The 17036-nt window shown below is 64.7% G+C and carries 22 protein-coding genes; 13 read left to right on the top strand and 9 right to left on the bottom strand.

The window, feature by feature from the left end:
* Nucleotides 1–44: 44 nt before the first annotated feature.
* From ACFVTG_RS00205 to ACFVTG_RS00195, 3 genes are all read right to left on the bottom strand, one after another.
* The gene (locus ACFVTG_RS00205; RefSeq protein WP_284752332.1) at nucleotides 45–689 is read right to left on the bottom strand and encodes a hypothetical protein; all 645 of its coding nucleotides are present in this window, start codon (nucleotides 687–689) and stop codon (nucleotides 45–47) included.
* A gap of 81 nt (nucleotides 690–770) precedes the next feature.
* Nucleotides 771–1802, bottom strand: a complete 1032-nt coding sequence (locus tag ACFVTG_RS00200; protein WP_390277063.1) for an aldo/keto reductase — start codon at nucleotides 1800–1802, stop codon at nucleotides 771–773.
* An 8-nt stretch (nucleotides 1803–1810) separates the two neighbouring features.
* Nucleotides 1811–2683, bottom strand: coding sequence for an NAD-dependent epimerase/dehydratase family protein (locus ACFVTG_RS00195; protein WP_390277061.1), 873 nt, complete (start codon nucleotides 2681–2683; stop codon nucleotides 1811–1813).
* A 336-nt stretch (nucleotides 2684–3019) separates the two neighbouring features.
* On the opposite strand from ACFVTG_RS00195, the gene ACFVTG_RS00190 reads away from it, so the two are divergent.
* The 3 genes from ACFVTG_RS00190 (at nucleotide 3020) to arfB (ending at nucleotide 4466) form a co-directional block, all read left to right on the top strand.
* Nucleotides 3020–3292, top strand: coding sequence for a hypothetical protein (locus tag ACFVTG_RS00190; RefSeq protein WP_284752335.1), 273 nt, complete (start codon nucleotides 3020–3022; stop codon nucleotides 3290–3292).
* 115 nt (nucleotides 3293–3407) lie between these two features.
* On the top strand, nucleotides 3408–3992 hold the full coding sequence (locus ACFVTG_RS00185; protein WP_390277059.1) for an HhH-GPD-type base excision DNA repair protein: 585 nt from the start codon (nucleotides 3408–3410) through the stop codon (nucleotides 3990–3992).
* A gap of 51 nt (nucleotides 3993–4043) precedes the next feature.
* Nucleotides 4044–4466, top strand: a complete 423-nt coding sequence (arfB, locus tag ACFVTG_RS00180) for an alternative ribosome rescue aminoacyl-tRNA hydrolase ArfB (protein ID WP_390277057.1) — start codon at nucleotides 4044–4046, stop codon at nucleotides 4464–4466.
* Between the two features lie 6 nt (nucleotides 4467–4472).
* Here arfB and ACFVTG_RS00175 read toward each other — a convergent pair whose 3' ends face one another.
* From ACFVTG_RS00175 to trxA, 3 genes are all read right to left on the bottom strand, one after another.
* A complete protein-coding gene (locus ACFVTG_RS00175; protein WP_390277055.1) occupies nucleotides 4473–4853 on the bottom strand; it encodes a carboxypeptidase-like regulatory domain-containing protein in 381 nt (126 codons plus the stop codon).
* Nucleotides 4854–4894: 41 nt separating this feature from the next.
* Nucleotides 4895–5284, bottom strand: coding sequence for a heavy metal-responsive transcriptional regulator (locus ACFVTG_RS00170; protein WP_284752371.1), 390 nt, complete (start codon nucleotides 5282–5284; stop codon nucleotides 4895–4897).
* Between the two features lie 65 nt (nucleotides 5285–5349).
* On the bottom strand, nucleotides 5350–5676 hold the full coding sequence (gene trxA, locus ACFVTG_RS00165; RefSeq protein WP_390277053.1) for a thioredoxin: 327 nt from the start codon (nucleotides 5674–5676) through the stop codon (nucleotides 5350–5352).
* A 394-nt stretch (nucleotides 5677–6070) separates the two neighbouring features.
* Between trxA and ACFVTG_RS00160 the strand changes: the two genes are divergently transcribed.
* Nucleotides 6071–6628, top strand: a complete 558-nt coding sequence (locus tag ACFVTG_RS00160; RefSeq protein WP_284752340.1) for a hypothetical protein — start codon at nucleotides 6071–6073, stop codon at nucleotides 6626–6628.
* 16 nt (nucleotides 6629–6644) lie between these two features.
* Here the strand turns inward: ACFVTG_RS00160 and ACFVTG_RS00155 are convergent, their stop codons facing one another.
* From ACFVTG_RS00155 to ACFVTG_RS00145, 3 genes are all read right to left on the bottom strand, one after another.
* Nucleotides 6645–7445 carry an SDR family oxidoreductase gene (locus ACFVTG_RS00155; RefSeq protein ID WP_390277051.1) on the bottom strand — a complete coding sequence of 267 codons (801 nt, stop codon included), beginning with the start codon at nucleotides 7443–7445 and terminating at the stop codon, nucleotides 6645–6647.
* A 22-nt stretch (nucleotides 7446–7467) separates the two neighbouring features.
* Nucleotides 7468–8103, bottom strand: a complete 636-nt coding sequence (locus ACFVTG_RS00150) for a dihydrofolate reductase family protein (protein ID WP_284752342.1) — start codon at nucleotides 8101–8103, stop codon at nucleotides 7468–7470.
* A 123-nt stretch (nucleotides 8104–8226) separates the two neighbouring features.
* Nucleotides 8227–9669, bottom strand: a complete 1443-nt coding sequence (locus ACFVTG_RS00145) for a phosphoribosyltransferase family protein (RefSeq protein ID WP_390277049.1) — start codon at nucleotides 9667–9669, stop codon at nucleotides 8227–8229.
* Between the two features lie 110 nt (nucleotides 9670–9779).
* Between ACFVTG_RS00145 and ACFVTG_RS00140 the strand changes: the two genes are divergently transcribed.
* The 9 genes from ACFVTG_RS00140 to ACFVTG_RS00100 all read left to right on the top strand — a co-directional run bounded on the left by ACFVTG_RS00140 (nucleotide 9780) and on the right by ACFVTG_RS00100 (nucleotide 16962).
* Nucleotides 9780–10760 carry a CapA family protein gene (locus tag ACFVTG_RS00140; RefSeq protein WP_390277046.1) on the top strand — a complete coding sequence of 327 codons (981 nt, stop codon included), beginning with the start codon at nucleotides 9780–9782 and terminating at the stop codon, nucleotides 10758–10760.
* Nucleotides 10761–10870: 110 nt separating this feature from the next.
* Nucleotides 10871–11296 (top strand): hypothetical protein, encoded by a 426-nt coding sequence (locus ACFVTG_RS00135; RefSeq protein ID WP_284752345.1) that lies wholly within the window; start codon nucleotides 10871–10873, stop codon nucleotides 11294–11296.
* 51 nt (nucleotides 11297–11347) lie between these two features.
* Nucleotides 11348–11974, top strand: coding sequence for a dihydrofolate reductase family protein (locus ACFVTG_RS00130; protein ID WP_390277044.1), 627 nt, complete (start codon nucleotides 11348–11350; stop codon nucleotides 11972–11974).
* A gap of 31 nt (nucleotides 11975–12005) precedes the next feature.
* Entirely contained in the window at nucleotides 12006–13061 is a 1056-nt protein-coding gene (locus tag ACFVTG_RS00125) for a DNA polymerase IV (RefSeq protein ID WP_284752372.1), read from the top strand.
* Between the two features lie 111 nt (nucleotides 13062–13172).
* The gene (locus ACFVTG_RS00120) at nucleotides 13173–13766 is read left to right on the top strand and encodes a sulfite oxidase-like oxidoreductase (protein WP_390277906.1); all 594 of its coding nucleotides are present in this window, start codon (nucleotides 13173–13175) and stop codon (nucleotides 13764–13766) included.
* A 10-nt stretch (nucleotides 13767–13776) separates the two neighbouring features.
* Nucleotides 13777–14514, top strand: a complete 738-nt coding sequence (locus tag ACFVTG_RS00115; protein ID WP_390277042.1) for an FAD-binding oxidoreductase — start codon at nucleotides 13777–13779, stop codon at nucleotides 14512–14514.
* Entirely contained in the window at nucleotides 14511–14858 is a 348-nt protein-coding gene (locus ACFVTG_RS00110) for a DUF6510 family protein (protein WP_284752348.1), read from the top strand. Before ACFVTG_RS00115 ends, ACFVTG_RS00110 begins: the two co-directional genes overlap by 4 nt.
* 89 nt (nucleotides 14859–14947) lie before the next feature.
* Nucleotides 14948–15901: an MTAP family purine nucleoside phosphorylase gene (locus ACFVTG_RS00105; RefSeq protein WP_390277038.1), complete on the top strand. Its 954-nt coding sequence runs from the start codon at nucleotides 14948–14950 to the stop codon at nucleotides 15899–15901.
* Nucleotides 15898–16962: an NAD-dependent epimerase/dehydratase family protein gene (locus ACFVTG_RS00100; protein ID WP_390277036.1), complete on the top strand. Its 1065-nt coding sequence runs from the start codon at nucleotides 15898–15900 to the stop codon at nucleotides 16960–16962. Before ACFVTG_RS00105 ends, ACFVTG_RS00100 begins: the two co-directional genes overlap by 4 nt.
* Nucleotides 16963–17036: the final 74 nt, after the last annotated feature.

Raw genomic sequence — 17036 nt, 5'->3', positions numbered from 1 at the left:
GGCGTCGTATCCGCGAAATCCAGGACGGACGGCGGGGTCCGGGCTCAGCCGCGCGGTGCCGGCAAGTCCAGGTTCCAGTGGCGCGAGACCATCAGCAGCCAGTCGACGTCGTCTTCGTGGCCGGCGCCGCCGGGTCCTGGTGTGATGAAGAAACGGGAGACGACGCGCTGCGAGCCTTCAGCGTCTCCGTAGAGGACATCAACGGTGAAGCCTTCGCCGGCCGCTCCCGCTGTGGCGTTGCGGAAGTCGGCAGACTCCGGGTCCCGGATCGCGACCTGGCAGAATCCGGCGTCGTTGGCCGGCACGTAGATGTCCCGGGTCAGCCGGTGGAACTCCTCCACGGGCGCCAGCGGAGCCCTGGCGTCCGGTGGCAGGTGCCAGCCGTGCAGGACCGCCACTCCCGCACCGGCATTTCGGACAGACATCAACAGGTACACAGTGTTGTCGCTGATCTCGAGCGTGGCATGGCCACCGCGCACTACCATCCACTTGCCTTCCATGAACCGCACTTTCTGCGGGGCGTCAGACCAGTTCGAGGGCAGCAGGATAGGCCGCAATCCATTCAGGAGCGCGCGCTCCGCGAGCCGCGCCGACCGGTTCGCCGAGCGCGTCGAAATGAAGGTCGCGACGGCGAGAACAGTCGTGCCGAGAGCGGTGCCGAGATTGGAAATCAGAACCCAGTCGACCATAAGCCACATTCAACGCCTGTCCTGCCTCGTGGGCAATGGACCTCGGGCCCTGCAGTATGGCGTCGGACCCGGCGCCCGGAGTTACCGGCCGCCCTCGATCTTCCGGCTGCGCTGGTTCTCCGCCATCGGACCGTACGGATAGACGCCGACGCGCGGTTGGCTGGCCTCGGTGAGCCGCCCGGTTTCCTCGGGGCTGAGTTCCAGGTCGGCCGCGGCGAGGTTGTCCGCCAGCTGTTCCGTGGTGCGGGCGCCGAGGATCACGGAGGTCACGGCGGGCCGGTCCGCCAACCACGCGAGTGCAACCTGGGAGGCACTGACGCCATGATCCGCTGCGATCTTTTCCACCGTTCCGATGACGTCCCACGTGCGGGGATCATCGTTGCGGGCCTGCCACGCCTCCATCCCGCGTTCCGGGTTCTCACCCAGGCGGGTGGCACCCGTGGGCGGCACGTCGCGCTTGTACTTGCCGGAGAGCCAACCGCCACCCAGGGGAGACCACGGCAGCAGCCCGATTCCAGCGTCCAGGGAAGCCGGAACGATCTCCGATTCAATCTCACGGACCAGCAGGCTGTACTGCGGCTGCAGGGTCACCGGCGCGCTCCAGCCAAACGCCTTGGCAATGTGGACAGCTTTGGTCAACTGCCACCCCAGGAAGTTGGAAAACCCGTAGTAGCCGATCTTGCCGCTGCTGACGGAGTCGTGCAGGAAGCGCAGCGTCTCCTCCAAAGGCGTAATGGGGTCCCACGCGTGCATTTGGTACAGGTCGATCTGCTCCACTCCCAAGCGGCGCAGCGAATCGTCCAACGCCCGCGTGAGGTGGCGTCGGGAGGTGCCGACGTCGTTCGGAGCCGCGCCCATGGGGAAGCGGCCCTTCGTGGCCAGCACTACGCGGTCCCGCGCATCGGGCCGTTCGGCCAGCCAGCGGCCGATGATCTCCTCCGATACCCCCGCGCTGTAAACATCGGCGGTGTCAATGAAGTTGCCGCCGGCAGCAACGTAGCTGTCCAGGATGGCGCGGGACGTTTCCTCGGTGGACTCGGCCCCGAATGTCATGGTTCCCAGCGCGTAGTTCGAAACCACGGCGCCGCTGTTGCCCAAAGTGCGGTATTGCATGATGTTCCTCAATCCTCGGTGGGGGTAGTACGGTTCGGGTGGTAGCTGCGCCACGTGTATTCGGGGTCGAAGCCCAGCAATCGCCTGGCCTTGTCGATGGAGAGCATGGTCTCGTGCTCTCCCAATTCCTTGATCACCTTGACGCCGGGGAATACCTCCGCAGCCAGGCTGGCACTGGACCGGCTCATGACCGTATCCGCGTTTGCGATGATGAATGCTTCGAACCCGGGCTTGCCGTTTTCAAGGGCCCGCGCCACAGCCTGCGCGCCGTCGCGTCCATCGATGTAACCCCACAGGTTCCACTTGCGCAGCCTGGCGTCGGAGTCGAAGGACGGAAACTGTTCGTAATCCGACACGTCCATGACGTTGGAGAACCGCAGCCCCACGATGCTCAGCTCGGGGTCCCAACGCGTGAACTCGATGGCCATCTGCTCTTCCAAATGCTTCACCAGCGAGTAGGTGCTTTCCGGCCGGGCCGGGTACTCCTCATCCACGGGGATATAGGGAGGGTCGACGTCGAACGGCAGGCCCAGCACCGTCTCACTTGAGGCGTAGACAACCTTCTTGATGCCGGCCCGTCGGGCCGCTTGGAACACGTTGTACGTCGACAGCATATTGTTCTCGAACGTCGCGGCATCCGGGACGATTCCGGGTGCGGGAATGGCCCCCAGATGCACCACGGCATCGAAGCCGCTATGCCGGTCGTCCAGCCCCAGGAACACATCCAGCACCTGACCATAGTCACGCAGGTCAACGATCGCCAGACCCGGGCTCCTTTCGCCCGCACGGTCCAGGTTCAACACCTGGTGCCCGTCCCCGCTGAGCCGGCGCACCACATGCCGGCCCAGTTTTCCGCTTCCACCCGTCACTGCGATTCTCATCGGTACTCCCTCGATATAGATCGGCCGTTCCGAATCGACACTAGGGCAGAAACCGGCTCCGGCGCGTGGCCCTCCCGGTCCTAGGACAGCCAGACACCCGCTCCCACGTGAATGCATCGCCGAATGTATTTTGGCGACACGGCCAACTTTTTCGGCAATTCACCTTGTGTCCGGGCCGCCGATCATCCAAACTGGCTACAGATCCGCAGGAAGATGCTTCCGCCGATCAAGGCCGCCGGACTCTTCGGCCAGCCACCGCCCCATCACAGAATGCCGGGCAACCCCTCTCGAATCACCGCCTTCCGCCTCCCCGGGTGCCCCCGGCCCCGGAAGCCCGTGACCGCTGAGACCCCGGTACTTCCCGCCGAGAAAGAGACCACGATGATCAAGCGCCACTCGGACGTCGTCCTGGAAATCACCGCCCACGACCCTGACACCATCGAAAACGACCTGAACACCGCCGTCGAAATCGCCCGCGAACACGCCGTCAAGGACCGCCGTCACGGCATCCTCGTCACCCAGCACGGATACACGAGGTACACCGTCGCCATCAGCCGCGACGTTCCCTATGGGCAGACGCTCGAGCGGCGCGAATTGCCGGGGAGCTAACAGACGGGGACCGAACCGGGCTGCTGAGCTGGCCGGGCCAGCGCGCCCTTGGGCTGCTGAGCTTGCGGGCCTCATCCACCATGACGCGAATCAAAGCAGGTGGGAGGATGGGCGCATGGAACTGCACATTACCGGCGACCCCGCCGCCGACCAACTGCTCAGCGATGATGCGTTCGCGCTTCTCATCGGCATGCTGCTCGACCAACAGGTGACCATGGAGTCTGCGTTTGCCGGACCCGAAAAGATCCGCGCGCGCATCGGGTCCATGTCCCCTGCCGCAATAGCCGAATATGACACGGCAAGCTTCGTTGAGGTGTTCAAGGAGCGTCCGTCTGTCCACCGTTTCCCCGGCTCCATGGCCGGCCGCGTCCAGGATCTGGCCGCAGTCGTTCAGCGCGATTGGAATGGGGACGCAACTGCCATCTGGACCCGGGACGATCCCGACGGCCAGGAAGTGCTCCGTAGGTTGAAGGAATTGCCCGGCTTCGGAGAGCAAAAGGCAAAAATCTTCCTGGCACTGCTCGGCAAGCAGCGCGGACTCCAGGCACAAGGCTGGCGTGAGGCTGCCGGCGCCTACGGCCAGGAGAACGCATTTGTCTCTGTGGCCGACATCGTGGATCCGGAGTCGCTCAGAAAAGTGCGGGCGAACAAGCAAGCTGCCAAGGCCGCCATCAAGGCTGCGAAGGCATCCGGGAGCTGAGGAGCGCAGGGCGGGGCTTCGTTCCTGCCCATAACGTGAAACGCTTGCAGCATGGATCTCGAAGTGTCGCCCGGGCTCACGATTCCGGCGTCGGAACTCGGCTGGCGGTTCTCCCGCTCGTCAGGGCCAGGCGGTCAACATGTCAATACCTCGGACAGCCGCGTCGAACTGTCATGGAATGCCGCCGACTCCGCGGCGCTTTCCGACGACCAACGGCTGATGCTGTTCACGCGTCTTGGACCACGCCTCATCGCCGGGGTCATCACGGTGACCGCCTCCGAGCAGCGGTCCCAGTTACGCAATCGCGAGATCGCCTTGGCCAAACTCTCCCGCCTCGTAGCGGAGGCGCTTGCTCCCGAAGCCGCTGCCCGCCGGGCGAGCAAACCCACCCGGAGCTCGAAACGTCGGCACCGGGTCACAAAGGAGCACCGGTCGGCGACGAAACAACAACGAAAACGACCGTCCGCCGAGTAATACGGATTAGCGAATCCCGCTGTCAACAACCAGCGTGATGTGGACAGGAGTCTCCGAGATCACCACCGCCTCGGTAGCCGTCGACTCGTAACCGCCGACGTTGCTCGCTTTGATGACGTAATTGCCGTCAGGCAGCGTTAGATGGAAGGCGCCGGTGCCATCGGTCAGCGTCGAGCCCCGGACAGCTTCCCCGTCCAAGGCGACAACCGCCGCCCCTGGGACGGGGCGCGGCGGACACTCCTGACCGACACGTTCGACGGGACACACCGGGGCGGTCAGGACAAAGCCGGTGACAACGCCGGAATGCCCAGTGCCCGGACTGGCGCACCCGGACAACCACAGGACCACCGCCATCAGGGCTACGACGAATCGCTTCACTTCACTCACTCACGAACATGTGTCCAATCAGGGAGGCGGCTGACCCCATTTCAGAGGTAGCTGCAGATCCGTTCGGCGTCGCACGCTTCCGGGTCCGCGGCTGCGGCGATGGCGTGGTATTCAGCGACGGTGGTGCGCAGTGCGACGAGTTCGGCGATCTGCGCGTCGAGGTCGGCCAGCTGGCCGGCCAGAAGGTCGCGCACATGGGTGCAAGGCGCACGGCCTGCGTCGCGCAGAATCAGGATTTCGCGGATCTGTGCAAGGGCCAGTCCCGCGGCGCGCCCGCGACGAATGAAGTCGAGCCTGTTGATGGCTTCGCCTGTGTAATCGCGATATCCGTTGGCGGTGCGCTTCGCAGCCGGCAGCAGCCCGTGCTCTTCATAGAATCTCAAGGCCTTGCTCGTCATACCCGCCGCTTGGGCGGCTTCACCGATTCGCACCATGCACCTCGTCTTCCCCATTGAACTCCCACTGTAGGGGACGGCGCTCATGGGGTGAAGAAGAGTCAGCGTAAGTACTCAGCGAATTCCATTTCGAAGTACCGCATCGCGCCGACGCCGATCACGGAGATTCTTCGTTTGCCGTCCTTGAACAAGGACACCGACGGGACTGAGCTGATGCCGAAGGCACCCGCGGTTTCGGGATTCTCATCGACATTGATTTTTACAACCTCGATTTTGTCGGCGTATTCGACCGCGAGCTGTTCCAGGACGGGGGAAAGCCTAGAGCAAGGTCCAGACCAATCCGCCCAGAATTCGACGACGACGGGCTTGGCTGACTTCAGCACGTCGGCGTCGAAAGACGCGTCAGTGACCTCCTTGTTTTTTGCCATGCTTTTCCCCTTATTGAATGGCCCGGGCTACTCCCCCACCCCAGCGGTTAGCTGCCACACCGGCTGGAGGCCGCCCTGCGCTCCACCTTTGCACCTTCCCCTAGGGGAAAAGTCAAGGGGCGGACGATGACGGACTACGGCAGCCGGACTGGCGACTTGCTCGAAAAGCCATCAAGCTAGGTAGGGGGTAATGAGGGACGAACATACTCCCTCCGCACAGGAAGGCCCCGCAATTCCTAGCCCAAAACGTCCACTCAATCCATGGATCCGCACATACCTCAAGCGCAGCCACGCAGGCCGCTCAGATGCCAAAGGCCTCGGCGCTCTTAGACCCGTCGAGCCGGCCGCCAGGCGGGAGGGCAAGCCCCTCCTCGGCGAAGATCAGGTTTATGTCATGAAGTACGGGGAGGAGTACCACCCGGCGTGGTGCCACATCGTTTCCGACAAATGGAGCACCGCCCCCAGGGGGCTGCTTGTGACCCTTTTGGCCGACGTCGGGACGCGGGCCAGGTGCCAGGAGTGCGATCGATCGCTAAAGTCAGTGACGGAATCCTTTGCGAAGGAACACGAAAGAAGCCCCGGGCCCGACCGGCAGCCTGACACGGCAATCCCGTTGCGAGTAGTCGGGTTCTCCCATGGAATCCTGTTCTTGGCGGCGGGTCCGAAATATCAGGAAGTCCTCAAGCAGACCGCGGTGGAGCCTGCGACCCCACTGCTCGTTGATGGTCGCCGGCACGGAATGCTGCTGAGGGTGGACGCATCCCGCCAAGAGCCACTCCTGGTTATCCAGATGGATCCCCGCGCCAAGTTCCGGAATGGCTCTTATCAGGTGCGCTTGCGCCTTCCGTTGCAGCGCTCGGCCACCAAACCCTACGCCGTGGACTTAGTTGAACCGGCGGCGCGGGCCAGGCACGCCGCGCAACCCCCGGTCGCTGACGACGTGGGACGTTGAGCCCGCACCAGTGGGGTCACCTCCGGACAGCCGTGGAAACCTGCTCGGTGAGGAACTCCTCCCAGGTTCTGCGCCCGACGGCCCTGTCCTCGGACAGGTTGGCGCCCGCTCGGATTGCCTTGGCGGCATGCCCCGGCATATGAACGGGGACGAGTAGGCGCCGCAGACCGGCTGCGGCGAGATAGGAGCGGATGAGCTCACCCATCGGGTAGCAGACCGGACCGGCGAGATCGGGCACAAGGCCAGCGGGCTGAGCGAGAGCGAGCTCGACGAGCCGGTCCGCGACCTCGCCAGCGTCCACCGGTTGGAACCGGAAGCCCTTCGGCACCGGAATGACCGGAAGCTTGGCCATGGCCCGCACGGTCAAGAGCGACAACTCGAAGAACTGCGTGGCGCGGAGGGTACTGAACGGGATCCCGGACCCGGCCACGACCTCCTCCGCATCCCGTTTGGACGCGAAGTAGCCGAAAGCCGCACGGTCGAACCTACTCTTGACCGGGATCGTGTCGGCCCCCACGACCGAGATGAACACAAGGTGCGTCACGTCCGCTCGGGAAGCCGCGGCGACGAGGCGGCGCGCCTTGTCGCCGTCGCCCTTCTGGGTGCCCGCGCAATGCACCACGGTCCGGACACCGCTCAAGGCGGCTTCGATGCCGTCGCCGGTGTCGAGGTCACACTGCGCGAATTCGATGTCCTGCTCCGGTGGAGGGGCATGGCGTCCCGCCACGCGCACGGAGTAGCCCCCGCCCCGTAGGCGCGAAGCCACCAGCGGCCCTAGCGTGCCGGTTCCACCCGTCACCAAAATCGTCGAGTTCACGGCCGTTTCCCTTCGGATCGGCTCACGCCGGACCGCTGCCCGGCGGACCGCTGAGCACGGTGGGGACGTACTCGAGCAGTTGGAGCCGACCATCGAAGGTCCTGCTTTCCACCATCTCGAGCGAGACATCCGGATAGCCGTCGTAAATCCGCTCCCGACCGGTGCTGCCCGTGATCACCGGGAAAAGGACCACCCGGAACCTGTCCACGAGGCCAGCAGTCAGCAACGACCGGCACAGGCTCAGGCTCCCGAGAGTGCTCAGGGGCCCGGTCCGGGTCCGTTTCATCTCCGCCACGGCCTCGATCGCGTCCCCGGTGACCAGCTGCGAGTTCGGCCACGTCAAGGGAGCCTGCAGCGTGGAGGAGAAGACGACCTTTGGCACGGCGGCAAGGCCGGTCAGGGCGGCACCCTCATCCTCGGAGAATCCCGAGTCCTCGGCTGCGGCTTCCTCTGACATCCTGGACATAAGCCGGTAGGTCTTCGCCCCGAGAAGGAAGGTATAACCCTTCTCCCCCTCCTGCCCGAGCCACGCCAGGTATTCCGGAGCCTCCAGACCCCACCAGCCGGGCCATCCCTCGGCTGAGGCATACCCGTCCAAGGATATGATCAAGTCGACCATCAGGTTCGCTGATGACGCATCCGCCATTGTCTCGCCCATGCCCGTCTCCTCGAATATGATCGACGTCGGTTTCCCCCTGGGCCTCGGCCAAGGACAGCCGGGTCCCGTGGCGGCAATGCTAGCCCTGGAGCGAACAGAGGTTCAAGGGACCACTGTCCGGCCTTACGGCAGGTACTGAACAAGCCAATCCCTGGCGAGAATCGCCGCCGCCTCCAATGTTCCGGGTTCTTCGAAGAGATGGGTGGCCCCCGGGACAAGCTCGAGGCGGTTGGGGCAGCCCATCACGGCTTGCGCCCGGCGGTTGAGTTCGAGCACCCGGTGATCCGCACTCCCGACAATCAAGAGCGTCGGGGCCCGCACCATGGCAAGCCTCGCACCCGCCAGGTCCGGACGGCCTCCCCTCGAGACGACTGCGCTGATCTTCTCCCCGAGCTCGGCCGCCGCCCACAATGCGGCGCCGGCACCGGTACTCGCGCCGAAGTATCCCACGCTGCATGAGGCCGTGTCCGGCCTCCCGCTAAGCCATCCCGTTGCCGCGATCAACCTGCGCGCAAGCAGTTCGATGTTGAACACATTGGCACGATTGAGCTCCTCCCCTGGGCTGAGCAGGTCAAGCAGCAAGGTCCCCAGGCCAGCCCGCTGAAGCGTTGTGGCGACAAATCTATTTCTCGGGCTGTGGCGGCCGCTGCCGCTTCCATGAGCGAACACCACAACTCCGGCAGCTGATCCGGACAAATGAAAGTGTCCTTGAAGCCACAACCCGTCAGCGGGAATATGGACCTCCTCGTCAAGGCCGCGGTCTTCCACGGTTGAAGAGGCATTTTGCAGGCGCTTGGCAGCGGCGGCGAGCAGCCACACCACCTCGTCGTCGCCCGTCGGCGAGAAATCACGGTAGTGGTAGCCGACAGCCGTAAGCCGCGGCGGCGTGGCAAGGCACACCACGTCGTCCGGTTCCGTCAGTCCCGCGAGGACGTCGGACGAGGCGACAGGAACGGCCAGTACCACCTTGGCGGCCCCCAAGTTCCGTGCAATCCGGCATGCCACCCTGGCGGTTGACCCCGTAGCGATCCCGTCATCGACGACGACGGCGATGCGGCCTTTCAAGTCAACGCGGCCCCGGCCGGCGCGAAACCTGGCCACCCGGTCCTCGAGGATGGCCCGCTCCCGCCGCTCAACAGCCCGCAGTTCTTCCTGTTTGACCCTTGTGGCTGCGAGGACGCTCCGCTCGAGCGCATATGTGCCGTCCTCCCCGATGGCGCCCATCGCGAGTTCGGGCTGGGACGGGACTCCCAGCTTCCGCACAACGATCACGTCCAGCGGCGCATCCAAGGCCGCTGCAACCTCAAAGGCCACCGGAACCCCGCCGCGTGGCACCCCTAGGATGACTGCCTCCTGACCACGCAGATGCGCCAGCCGCAGCCCCAACTGCCGTCCTGCATCAGCCCTGTCCTGAAAAATCCCCATCGTCGCGACATTCCCATCAAAGCCGCCGCGCTCCACGTCCAGACCGGAAAGCAGCAAGCAATACACGCGGGGCGGCCTCCTGATCCAACTATCCCCCACGAATCCGGACCACGCGAGGCCTTTCCGTGAAGAACGGCTCAAGCGGCACTCCTTGGGGTTCGACGCCGGTTTTCGCGTCCGTCGGTTGACTGGCACCAGGCGGCGAAGCGGCCCATCCTGATACCAAAGGCCTGCGACGTTGGAGGTGGAGAATGCGGATAGCCCTCCTCGGAGATGTCATGCTCGGTCGGCTGGTCAACGACGAGCTCAAGGTGGCTGCTGCCGACTACCCTTGGGGCGATACCCTCCCGGTCCTCCGGCAGGCTGACATCCGATTCGCGAATCTGGAATGCGTTCTCGCGGACGACGGAACGCCTGCGGCCGGCAAGATGTACCACTTCCGCTCGGATGCAAGGAACGTGGAGAGCCTGCGCTCGGCGGGGATCGACGTGGTCTCGCTGGCCAACAACCATGTACTCGACTACGGAGTCGATGCGCTCTTGGAAATGCTGCCGACACTCGACGCGAACGGGATCCTGCATGCGGGGGCAGGGATCGACCTGGAATCTGCCCGCAGCCCGGCGGTCCGGCGGGCAGGACCCACTGCGGTCGGATTTATTGCCTTCACCGACAATGAACCGGGCTGGGAAGCAACCGCCCGAGCTCCAGGAACCTACTATGTCCCGGTCGACTCCGGTGACCGCCGGGTGAAGGATTTGCTGGACATGGTCCGTCGGACGAAAGACCACAGCCAGCTGCTGGTCGTTTCGGCACACTGGGGCGCCAATTGGGGGTCCAAGGTCCCGTCCGCGCACCAGAGCCTGGCCCGGGCGCTGATAGACGCGGGTTCCGACGTCGTGTTCGGCCATTCGGCCCACATATTCCGCGGCATCGAAATCTACAGGGGCCGGCCCATTGTCTACAGCGCCGGCGACTTTGTGGATGATTACGCGGTTGACCCGGATGAACGCAACGATCAGTCGTTCGTCTTCCTCCTGGAAACAGATGGAAACGTACCCAGCACGTTGCGCTTGCATCCGACGAACATCGCCCGCCTGCAAACCCGGCTGGCGAGCCGGAGCGCGGGGAAAATCGCCGAGCGGATGCAAAGGCTGAGCAGGCAGTTCGGCACCCGGAGCACGTGGATCGAGAGCGACCGAGTCTTGGAAATACCGATCGACGTGGTCCCATGATCGTGGATTGCTGCCGGCGTGGGAATCATGCCGGGTTCCCGTCCGTTCTTCCCCTTGATGACCTGCTTCGTAGGCAGGAACAGATACGACAGGAAGTTTGGGGACTGACCATGACGTTGAACGAAACCATAGCCCGGTTGCGGGCCGGACACCTCATGGTCCGCGACGCCCAGGAGTGGGACGAGCTTTCCATGGACCTAGGACGCGCTTACCGCAGCAACGACGACGAACTCATTGAACAACTGCAGCCACAGTTCCTGCAGTCATGGAGGACAGTCACAAGGTACGTCCTCCGCGACACCTTCGACGCAGCAGGTATAGCAGTCACCGACCCGAGCCATCCTTGGGGAATCGCAAGGCTCACCGCGAACGGAACGAGTTGCGAGCCACTCCTCTGCCACGCCGACGAAGCTAGCACCGATAGGGCAGAGGCCACCCACGGCGGAGTCCAACTTCTCAATTTCGCGGACGCAATGACCCATTATGCCGATTGCCTGACGCGCCTGTTCGACGAGCGGGACCCAGCGAATAGCTAGGTTTCGTACAAGCTCTTGCCTTCTCGCAGCGCGCGCCGAAAAATGGGGCCTGTGGGAATCATCGTGGTCGACTTGTTCAGTACCCTCGACGGTGTCTATCAGGCTCCAGGCGGGCCCGATGAAGATCGCGAGGGCGGCTTCGAGTTCGGCGGCTGGCAGGCACCATACTTCGACAAGGAGTCCGGCGAGGCGATAGGCGCGGGCATTGAACGCCTCGACGCGCTTCTGCTTGGGCGGAAGACGTACGACATCTTCGCTGGTTTCTGGCCCACCGCACCCGCCGCCGACCCGATCGCGGCCCGGTTCAACACCGTGCCGAAATATGTCGCATCACACACAATCACTGACCCCTCTTGGGCCGGGACGACGGTGCTGACGGATGTCGCAACCGAGGTCCGCGGGATCCGCGAGCGCCACGACGAGACCCACGTCATCGGCAGCGGCGGCCTCTTTCAGACCCTCCTCGCCGAGGACCTCGTCGACCGGCTGAATCTCTGGCTGTACCCGGTGACTTTCGGCGCAGGCAAGCGGATCTTCCGGGAGGGTACGGTTCCCGCCGCCTTCACGCTCGCCCAGCCACCTCAAGCCTTCCCGAAGGGCGCGATCTGGCTCGTCTATGAGCGCGCGGGCGATGTGGTCACAGGCGTCGACATCGAGGCGGAGCGCGCGCAGACATGACAGCTGGTGGCGTGTGAGCGGAATCCCGTGGGTGCTGCACGTTGATCTCGACCAGTTCATCGCAGCGGTCGAAGTGCTCCGACGGCCGGAACTTGCGGGCAAGCCGATCATTGTCGGCGGTCGGGGCGACCCCACGGAACGGGCCGTGGTGTCGACCGCGTCATACGAGGCCAGGGCGTTCGGTGTGGGTTCCGGAATGCCCTTGCGCATTGCAGCCCGGAAAGTGCCCGACGCCGTAATCCTGCCCGTCGATCACGAGGCTTACCTCGAGGCGTCTGAAATGGTGATGGCTACCCTGCGCTCGCAGCCAGGTGCCACCGTTCAGGTGCTGGGTTGGGATGAAGCCTTTGTCGGCGTCGAGGCGGAGGATCCGGAAGCCTACGCCCGGCAAGTGCAGGCGGCCGTCCTGGTGCGAACGCAACTGCATTGCAGCGTGGGCATCGGCGACACCTTGGTCCGGGCCAAGGTGGCCACTGGGTTCGGAAAGCCGGCCGGAGTCTTCCGCCTCACCGCAGGGAACTGGCTCGACGTCATGGGCAGCCGGCCCACCAAGGATCTGTGGGGCGTCGGCACCAGGGTGTCGGCCCGGCTAGCCAAACTCGGCATCAACACGGTCGCCGAACTTGCCGCCTCCAATCCCCAGGACCTGGTCCCGGAGTTCGGCCCCAGGATGGGTCCGTGGTACGCGCAGCTCGGACGAGGCGACGGCGCCAGCATTGTGGACGACACACCGTGGGTTGCCCGAGGACATAGCCGCGAGACCACCTTCCAGCAGGATCTGACGGACCCGACCCAAGTGGAGGACGCCGTGAGGGAGCTGGCAGCGCACGTCCTTGAGGATGTCGTGGCCGAAGGACGGCCCGTCATTGGGCTGACCCTGAAGGTCCGGTACGCGCCGTTCTTGACCACGACCCAGGGGAAGAAGATTCCGGAGACATTCGACCGGAACGAAATCCTCGCGCGGGCCTTGGACCTCGCAGCGGGAATCGAAGCGGGACGTCCGATCCGGCTCCTGGGCCTGCGGGCCGAAATGGCGATGCCCGACGATGCCCGAAAGGGACATACGCCCACGCGCGGCGGTTGGTGACGCCGTCGTTCCCTTTGGGCTTTGCCGTAGTGTCTGGACCCTGCCCGGCCGTTGCCCTATCGTTGGGGAACCGAGCACAGTCGGCTCGAGACTCCGCATCGGAGGTACATGATGGGCATCATCTCGTCTGGATTTCACGGAAGACGGCAGACCGGCAATCCAGCGTTGCCACCGGGCCAATACGAGACCGCCAGCTTCCCGGTCCTTACCGCCGGCCCCGCTCCCCGGATCCCGACTGACGAGTGGGAATTCTTCATCAGCACCGAGTCAGGGCAGCGTCACGCGTGGTCCTGGGACGCATTCATGGCATTGCCCCAGATGGACATCCATACGGATATCCACTGCGTGACCAGCTGGTCCAAGCTGGGCACCACGTGGCGCGGGGTGTCCCTGGACACTCTGTTTGAGGACGTGGAAACAAACTGCAGGTTCACGATGGCCCACTCCTACGGGGGATACACCACCAACGTCCCGCTCCCGGACCTTCTTGGCGGCAGGGCGTGGGTGGCTTGGGAATTCGACGGTGAGCCACTTGAACGTGCCCATGGCGGACCTGCCCGCCTCCTGGTCCCGCATTTGTACTTTTGGAAGAGCGCAAAGTGGATCAATGGCATCGAGTTGACGCAGGATGACGTTCCTGGTTTCTGGGAGTCCAACGGGTACCACATCCACGGCGATCCGTGGCGGGAGGAGCGCTACTCATGAGGTGCGCCGGATGAGCACGCTATGGCGAGTGGCCGACGTCGTCAGCAGCATGCCCGAAACGGAAACCGCGCGAACCATCGGCCTGCGGGTGAACGGCTTGAACGGCAACCTCGCCGGACAGCACATCGACATTCGCCTCACGGCCGACGACGGTTACACGGCCGTGCGCTCGTACTCCGTGTCCAGGGCAGACATGGACGAAACCTTGGAGATCACGGTTGACGAATTGGCCAACGGCGAAGTCTCCCCCTATCTGGTCAGGGAACTGGCGGTCGGAGACCAGTTGGAGATCCGAGGACCAGTCGGTGGCTGGTTCGTCTGGAAACCAACGGACACAAACCCCGTTCAGTTGATTGCCGGAGGATCCGGCATCGTACCGCTCATGTCCATGATCCGAGCACACCATGCATCGGAAAATCCGGCGCAGTTCCGGCTGCTGTATTCGCTCAAGTCACCCGAAGCAGGGTTTTATCGGGAAGAACTCCAAACCTTGGGCCAGGAATCCCGCAAGCTCACTATCGACTACGTGTACACACGCAAGGCGCCGGAGGGTTGGCCGAATACTCCGCAACGGCTCACGGCAGAAACCCTGCTGGCCAACATCCTGCCGACGGACGCCGTCCCGGACATCTTCATATGTGGCCAGACGGTCTTCGTGGAAACGGTCGCGGAATGGCTCGTGCAGGCGGGATATCCGGCTGCCTCGATCAAGACCGAACGCTTCGGCGGAACGGGAGGAACCCGGTGAGTGGCAACAACGGCTCCGATTCCCCGGGCACTAAAGATCCGGGCTTCGAGGATCAGGACATCGCCGGAATCCCAGGCAACGCAATACCGCATCTGGACGGAAACGCAGTGGCAGGACCGCTGTGGGAACTGTTCCGCTTCGATATCGTCGCAGCGATCGGACAGTGCAAGCACTGCGGCGCGGTCCGCGTCTTCGGGGAGACGAAGGTGTATGTGGACGCTCCGGGCATCGTTGTCCGCTGCGCGTCCTGCGAGGGCGTGCTGCTCCGCCTCGTGGAGACTCCCACGCGGTACTGGCTCGATGTAAGCGGACTCAGCTATCTACAGATCGACCGCGAGCGCTAAGGTAACATCCGACTGTCCCGGCAGCCCCGTTCCGGACACGTAAGGATTCCACCCGCGACGCCGGACGCCGGCGTTGGCATGATGGGGTCATGTCAACGCTGCCCGAACCCCACGCAGAACCCCCCTTGGAACCCCGTCCCCGGATCGGGATCATTGGCGGCACCGGCCTGTACAAGCTGCCCGGGGCCGTCGTGCTCGACACGCTGGACATCCCGACGCCGTTCGGGCCTCCCTCCAGTCCCGTGACGGTCGCCCGGCTCGCCGCACCGGACGGCCCCGGCGACGACGGCGGGCCGGTGGTCGCATTCTTGAGCCGGCACGGCCGGGGGCACAGCGTTGCCCCGCAGCAGATCAACTACCGCGCAAACCTCTGGGCCCTCAAGAGCCTCGGCGTGGAGGCTGTTGTGTCCTCCGCGGCCGTGGGCGGACTGATTTCCAGCCACGGAACCGGCACTTTTGCCGTACCGGACCAGGTCGTGGACAAAACCTGGGGCCGGGCGGACACGTTCTACGACGGCTCGCTGCCCACCGGGGTGCAGCACCTGCCCGCTGCCGAGCCCTACAGCGTCCCATTGCGCGCGGCACTCATCGCCGCCCTGGAGCGCCAAGGGGAAGACTTCGCCGCGTCGGGCACCGTGGCCGTCATCAATGGTCCGCGCTTCTCCACCAAGGCCGAGTCCGCGGCACTGGTTCAGTCCGGCGCGCATTTGATCAGCATGACCCAGTACCCGGAGCCGATGCTCGCGGCGGAGTTGAACATGCACTTCGCGGCGCTGGCCTTCATTACCGACGCCGACACGGGGCACGACGGCTCCGAGCCAGTGACGGCGGAACTGGTGCTGGGCCGCCTGGCAGCCGCGCAGCCACGGATCTTCGCGGTGTTGTCGGACGCAGTGCGGACAGTGTCCGCGGGGCTGACCGGCGCTGAGCCAGCGGACGACGACGGAATATGGCGGATGGCGCTCATGCCGGCTACGGCGGTGGCCACCGTGATGGGCGCCGCCAGCCCTGTCCGCCCCCGCGCGGGACGAAAAGTGCCGTGAGGATTCTGGTCACCGGCGGTGCCGGTTTCATAGGCAGCCATGTCGTCGAAGCCGCCGTGGCCCGCGGCTGGGAGGTCCGGGTCCTGGATTCATTGGATCCGGCAGTGCACCCGGTTCGGCCGCCTGGACTTCCCGGAGTGCCCCTGTTCGTGGGCGACGTCGGAGAACCGGCCGCGGTGGCAGAGGCGCTCGCGGGAGTCGACGTCGTCGTTCACCAGGGCGCCAAAGTGGGCCTTGGCGTGGACTTCTTCGACGCTCCGGACTACGTCCGAAACAATGACCTGGCCACGGCTGTGCTCCTGGCAGGCATGGCGGCCTCCGGCATCGGCAAGCTTGTCCTGGCTTCCTCCATGGTGGTCTACGGTGAAGGCGCCTACACCGATTCAGCAGGCAGGCCGGTGCGCCCCGGCCCGCGCCGGGTGGAGGATCTGGAGCACGGAATCTTTGACCCCCGCGACCCTGCCACCGGCGAGCTGCTGTTGCCCGCTCTGGTCAGCGAAGACGCGGCCATGGATCCGCGGAACGTCTATGCAGCCTCAAAATTGGCGCAGGAGAACCTCGCTTCCGCGTGGGCGCGCTCAACCGGAGGCTCCGCCATCGCCCTCCGGTACCACAACGTCTACGGTCCCCGGATGCCCAAAAACACCCCCTACGCGGGCGTGGCCAGCCTGTTCCGCTCTGCACTGGCCCGCAGGGAGGCAGTGCGAGTGTTCGAGGATGGCGGGCAGCGCCGGAGTTTCATCCATGTAGGAGATGCTGCTGAGGCAAATCTGTTGTCCATTGACGCATTGGCGGGAGGCCGGGTTGCCTCGGGCAGCCTGAGGGCATACAACATCGGCGCCTCCGAGGTCCACACCGTAGGGCAGGTGGCGGCGGTCCTGAGTTCTTTTGCCGGGGGCCCCCAGCCGGTGGTCACAGGCGAATTCCGGCTAGGCGACGTCCGACATATCACCGCCAGCTCGGCACGGGCCCGGGCCGAGCTGGGCTGGTTCCCGAGGCATGGTTTCGAGGACGGAATGCGGGAGTTCTCTACTGCACCGCTACGCGGGGATCAAAGCTAGGCTGCCGGCGGCCAAAAGTCCCGGTTCCGTAAGGATTTCCGCCTGTCGCACCGGGCCTGCGGATTCTACGGTCA

Origin of the sequence: Arthrobacter sp. NPDC058127, from assembly GCF_042884555.1 — a bacterium.
Classification (GTDB): Bacteria; Actinomycetota; Actinomycetes; order Actinomycetales; family Micrococcaceae; genus Arthrobacter.
This window is presented reverse-complemented; position numbering and strand designations above follow the sequence as displayed.

Bases quoted from the DNA above. Each gene is read 5' to 3' on its own strand.
- ACFVTG_RS00205 (WP_284752332.1), bottom strand. From the start codon at position 689: ATGGTCGACTGGGTTCTGATTTCCAATCTCGGCACCGCTCTCGGCACG.
- ACFVTG_RS00200 (WP_390277063.1), bottom strand. From the start codon at position 1,802: ATGCAATACCGCACTTTGGGCAACAGCGGCGCCGTGGTTTCGAACTAC.
- ACFVTG_RS00195 (WP_390277061.1), bottom strand. From the start codon at position 2,683: ATGAGAATCGCAGTGACGGGTGGAAGCGGAAAACTGGGCCGGCATGTG.
- ACFVTG_RS00185 (WP_390277059.1), top strand. From the start codon at position 3,408: ATGGAACTGCACATTACCGGCGACCCCGCCGCCGACCAACTGCTCAGC.
- arfB (WP_390277057.1), top strand. From the start codon at position 4,044: ATGGATCTCGAAGTGTCGCCCGGGCTCACGATTCCGGCGTCGGAACTC.
- trxA (WP_390277053.1), bottom strand. From the start codon at position 5,676: ATGGCAAAAAACAAGGAGGTCACTGACGCGTCTTTCGACGCCGACGTG.
- ACFVTG_RS00160 (WP_284752340.1), top strand. From the start codon at position 6,071: ATGAAGTACGGGGAGGAGTACCACCCGGCGTGGTGCCACATCGTTTCC.
- ACFVTG_RS00150 (WP_284752342.1), bottom strand. From the start codon at position 8,103: ATGGGCGAGACAATGGCGGATGCGTCATCAGCGAACCTGATGGTCGAC.
- ACFVTG_RS00140 (WP_390277046.1), top strand. From the start codon at position 9,780: ATGCGGATAGCCCTCCTCGGAGATGTCATGCTCGGTCGGCTGGTCAAC.
- ACFVTG_RS00135 (WP_284752345.1), top strand. From the start codon at position 10,871: ATGACGTTGAACGAAACCATAGCCCGGTTGCGGGCCGGACACCTCATG.
- ACFVTG_RS00120 (WP_390277906.1), top strand. From the start codon at position 13,173: ATGGGCATCATCTCGTCTGGATTTCACGGAAGACGGCAGACCGGCAAT.
- ACFVTG_RS00115 (WP_390277042.1), top strand. From the start codon at position 13,777: ATGAGCACGCTATGGCGAGTGGCCGACGTCGTCAGCAGCATGCCCGAA.
- ACFVTG_RS00105 (WP_390277038.1), top strand. From the start codon at position 14,948: ATGTCAACGCTGCCCGAACCCCACGCAGAACCCCCCTTGGAACCCCGT.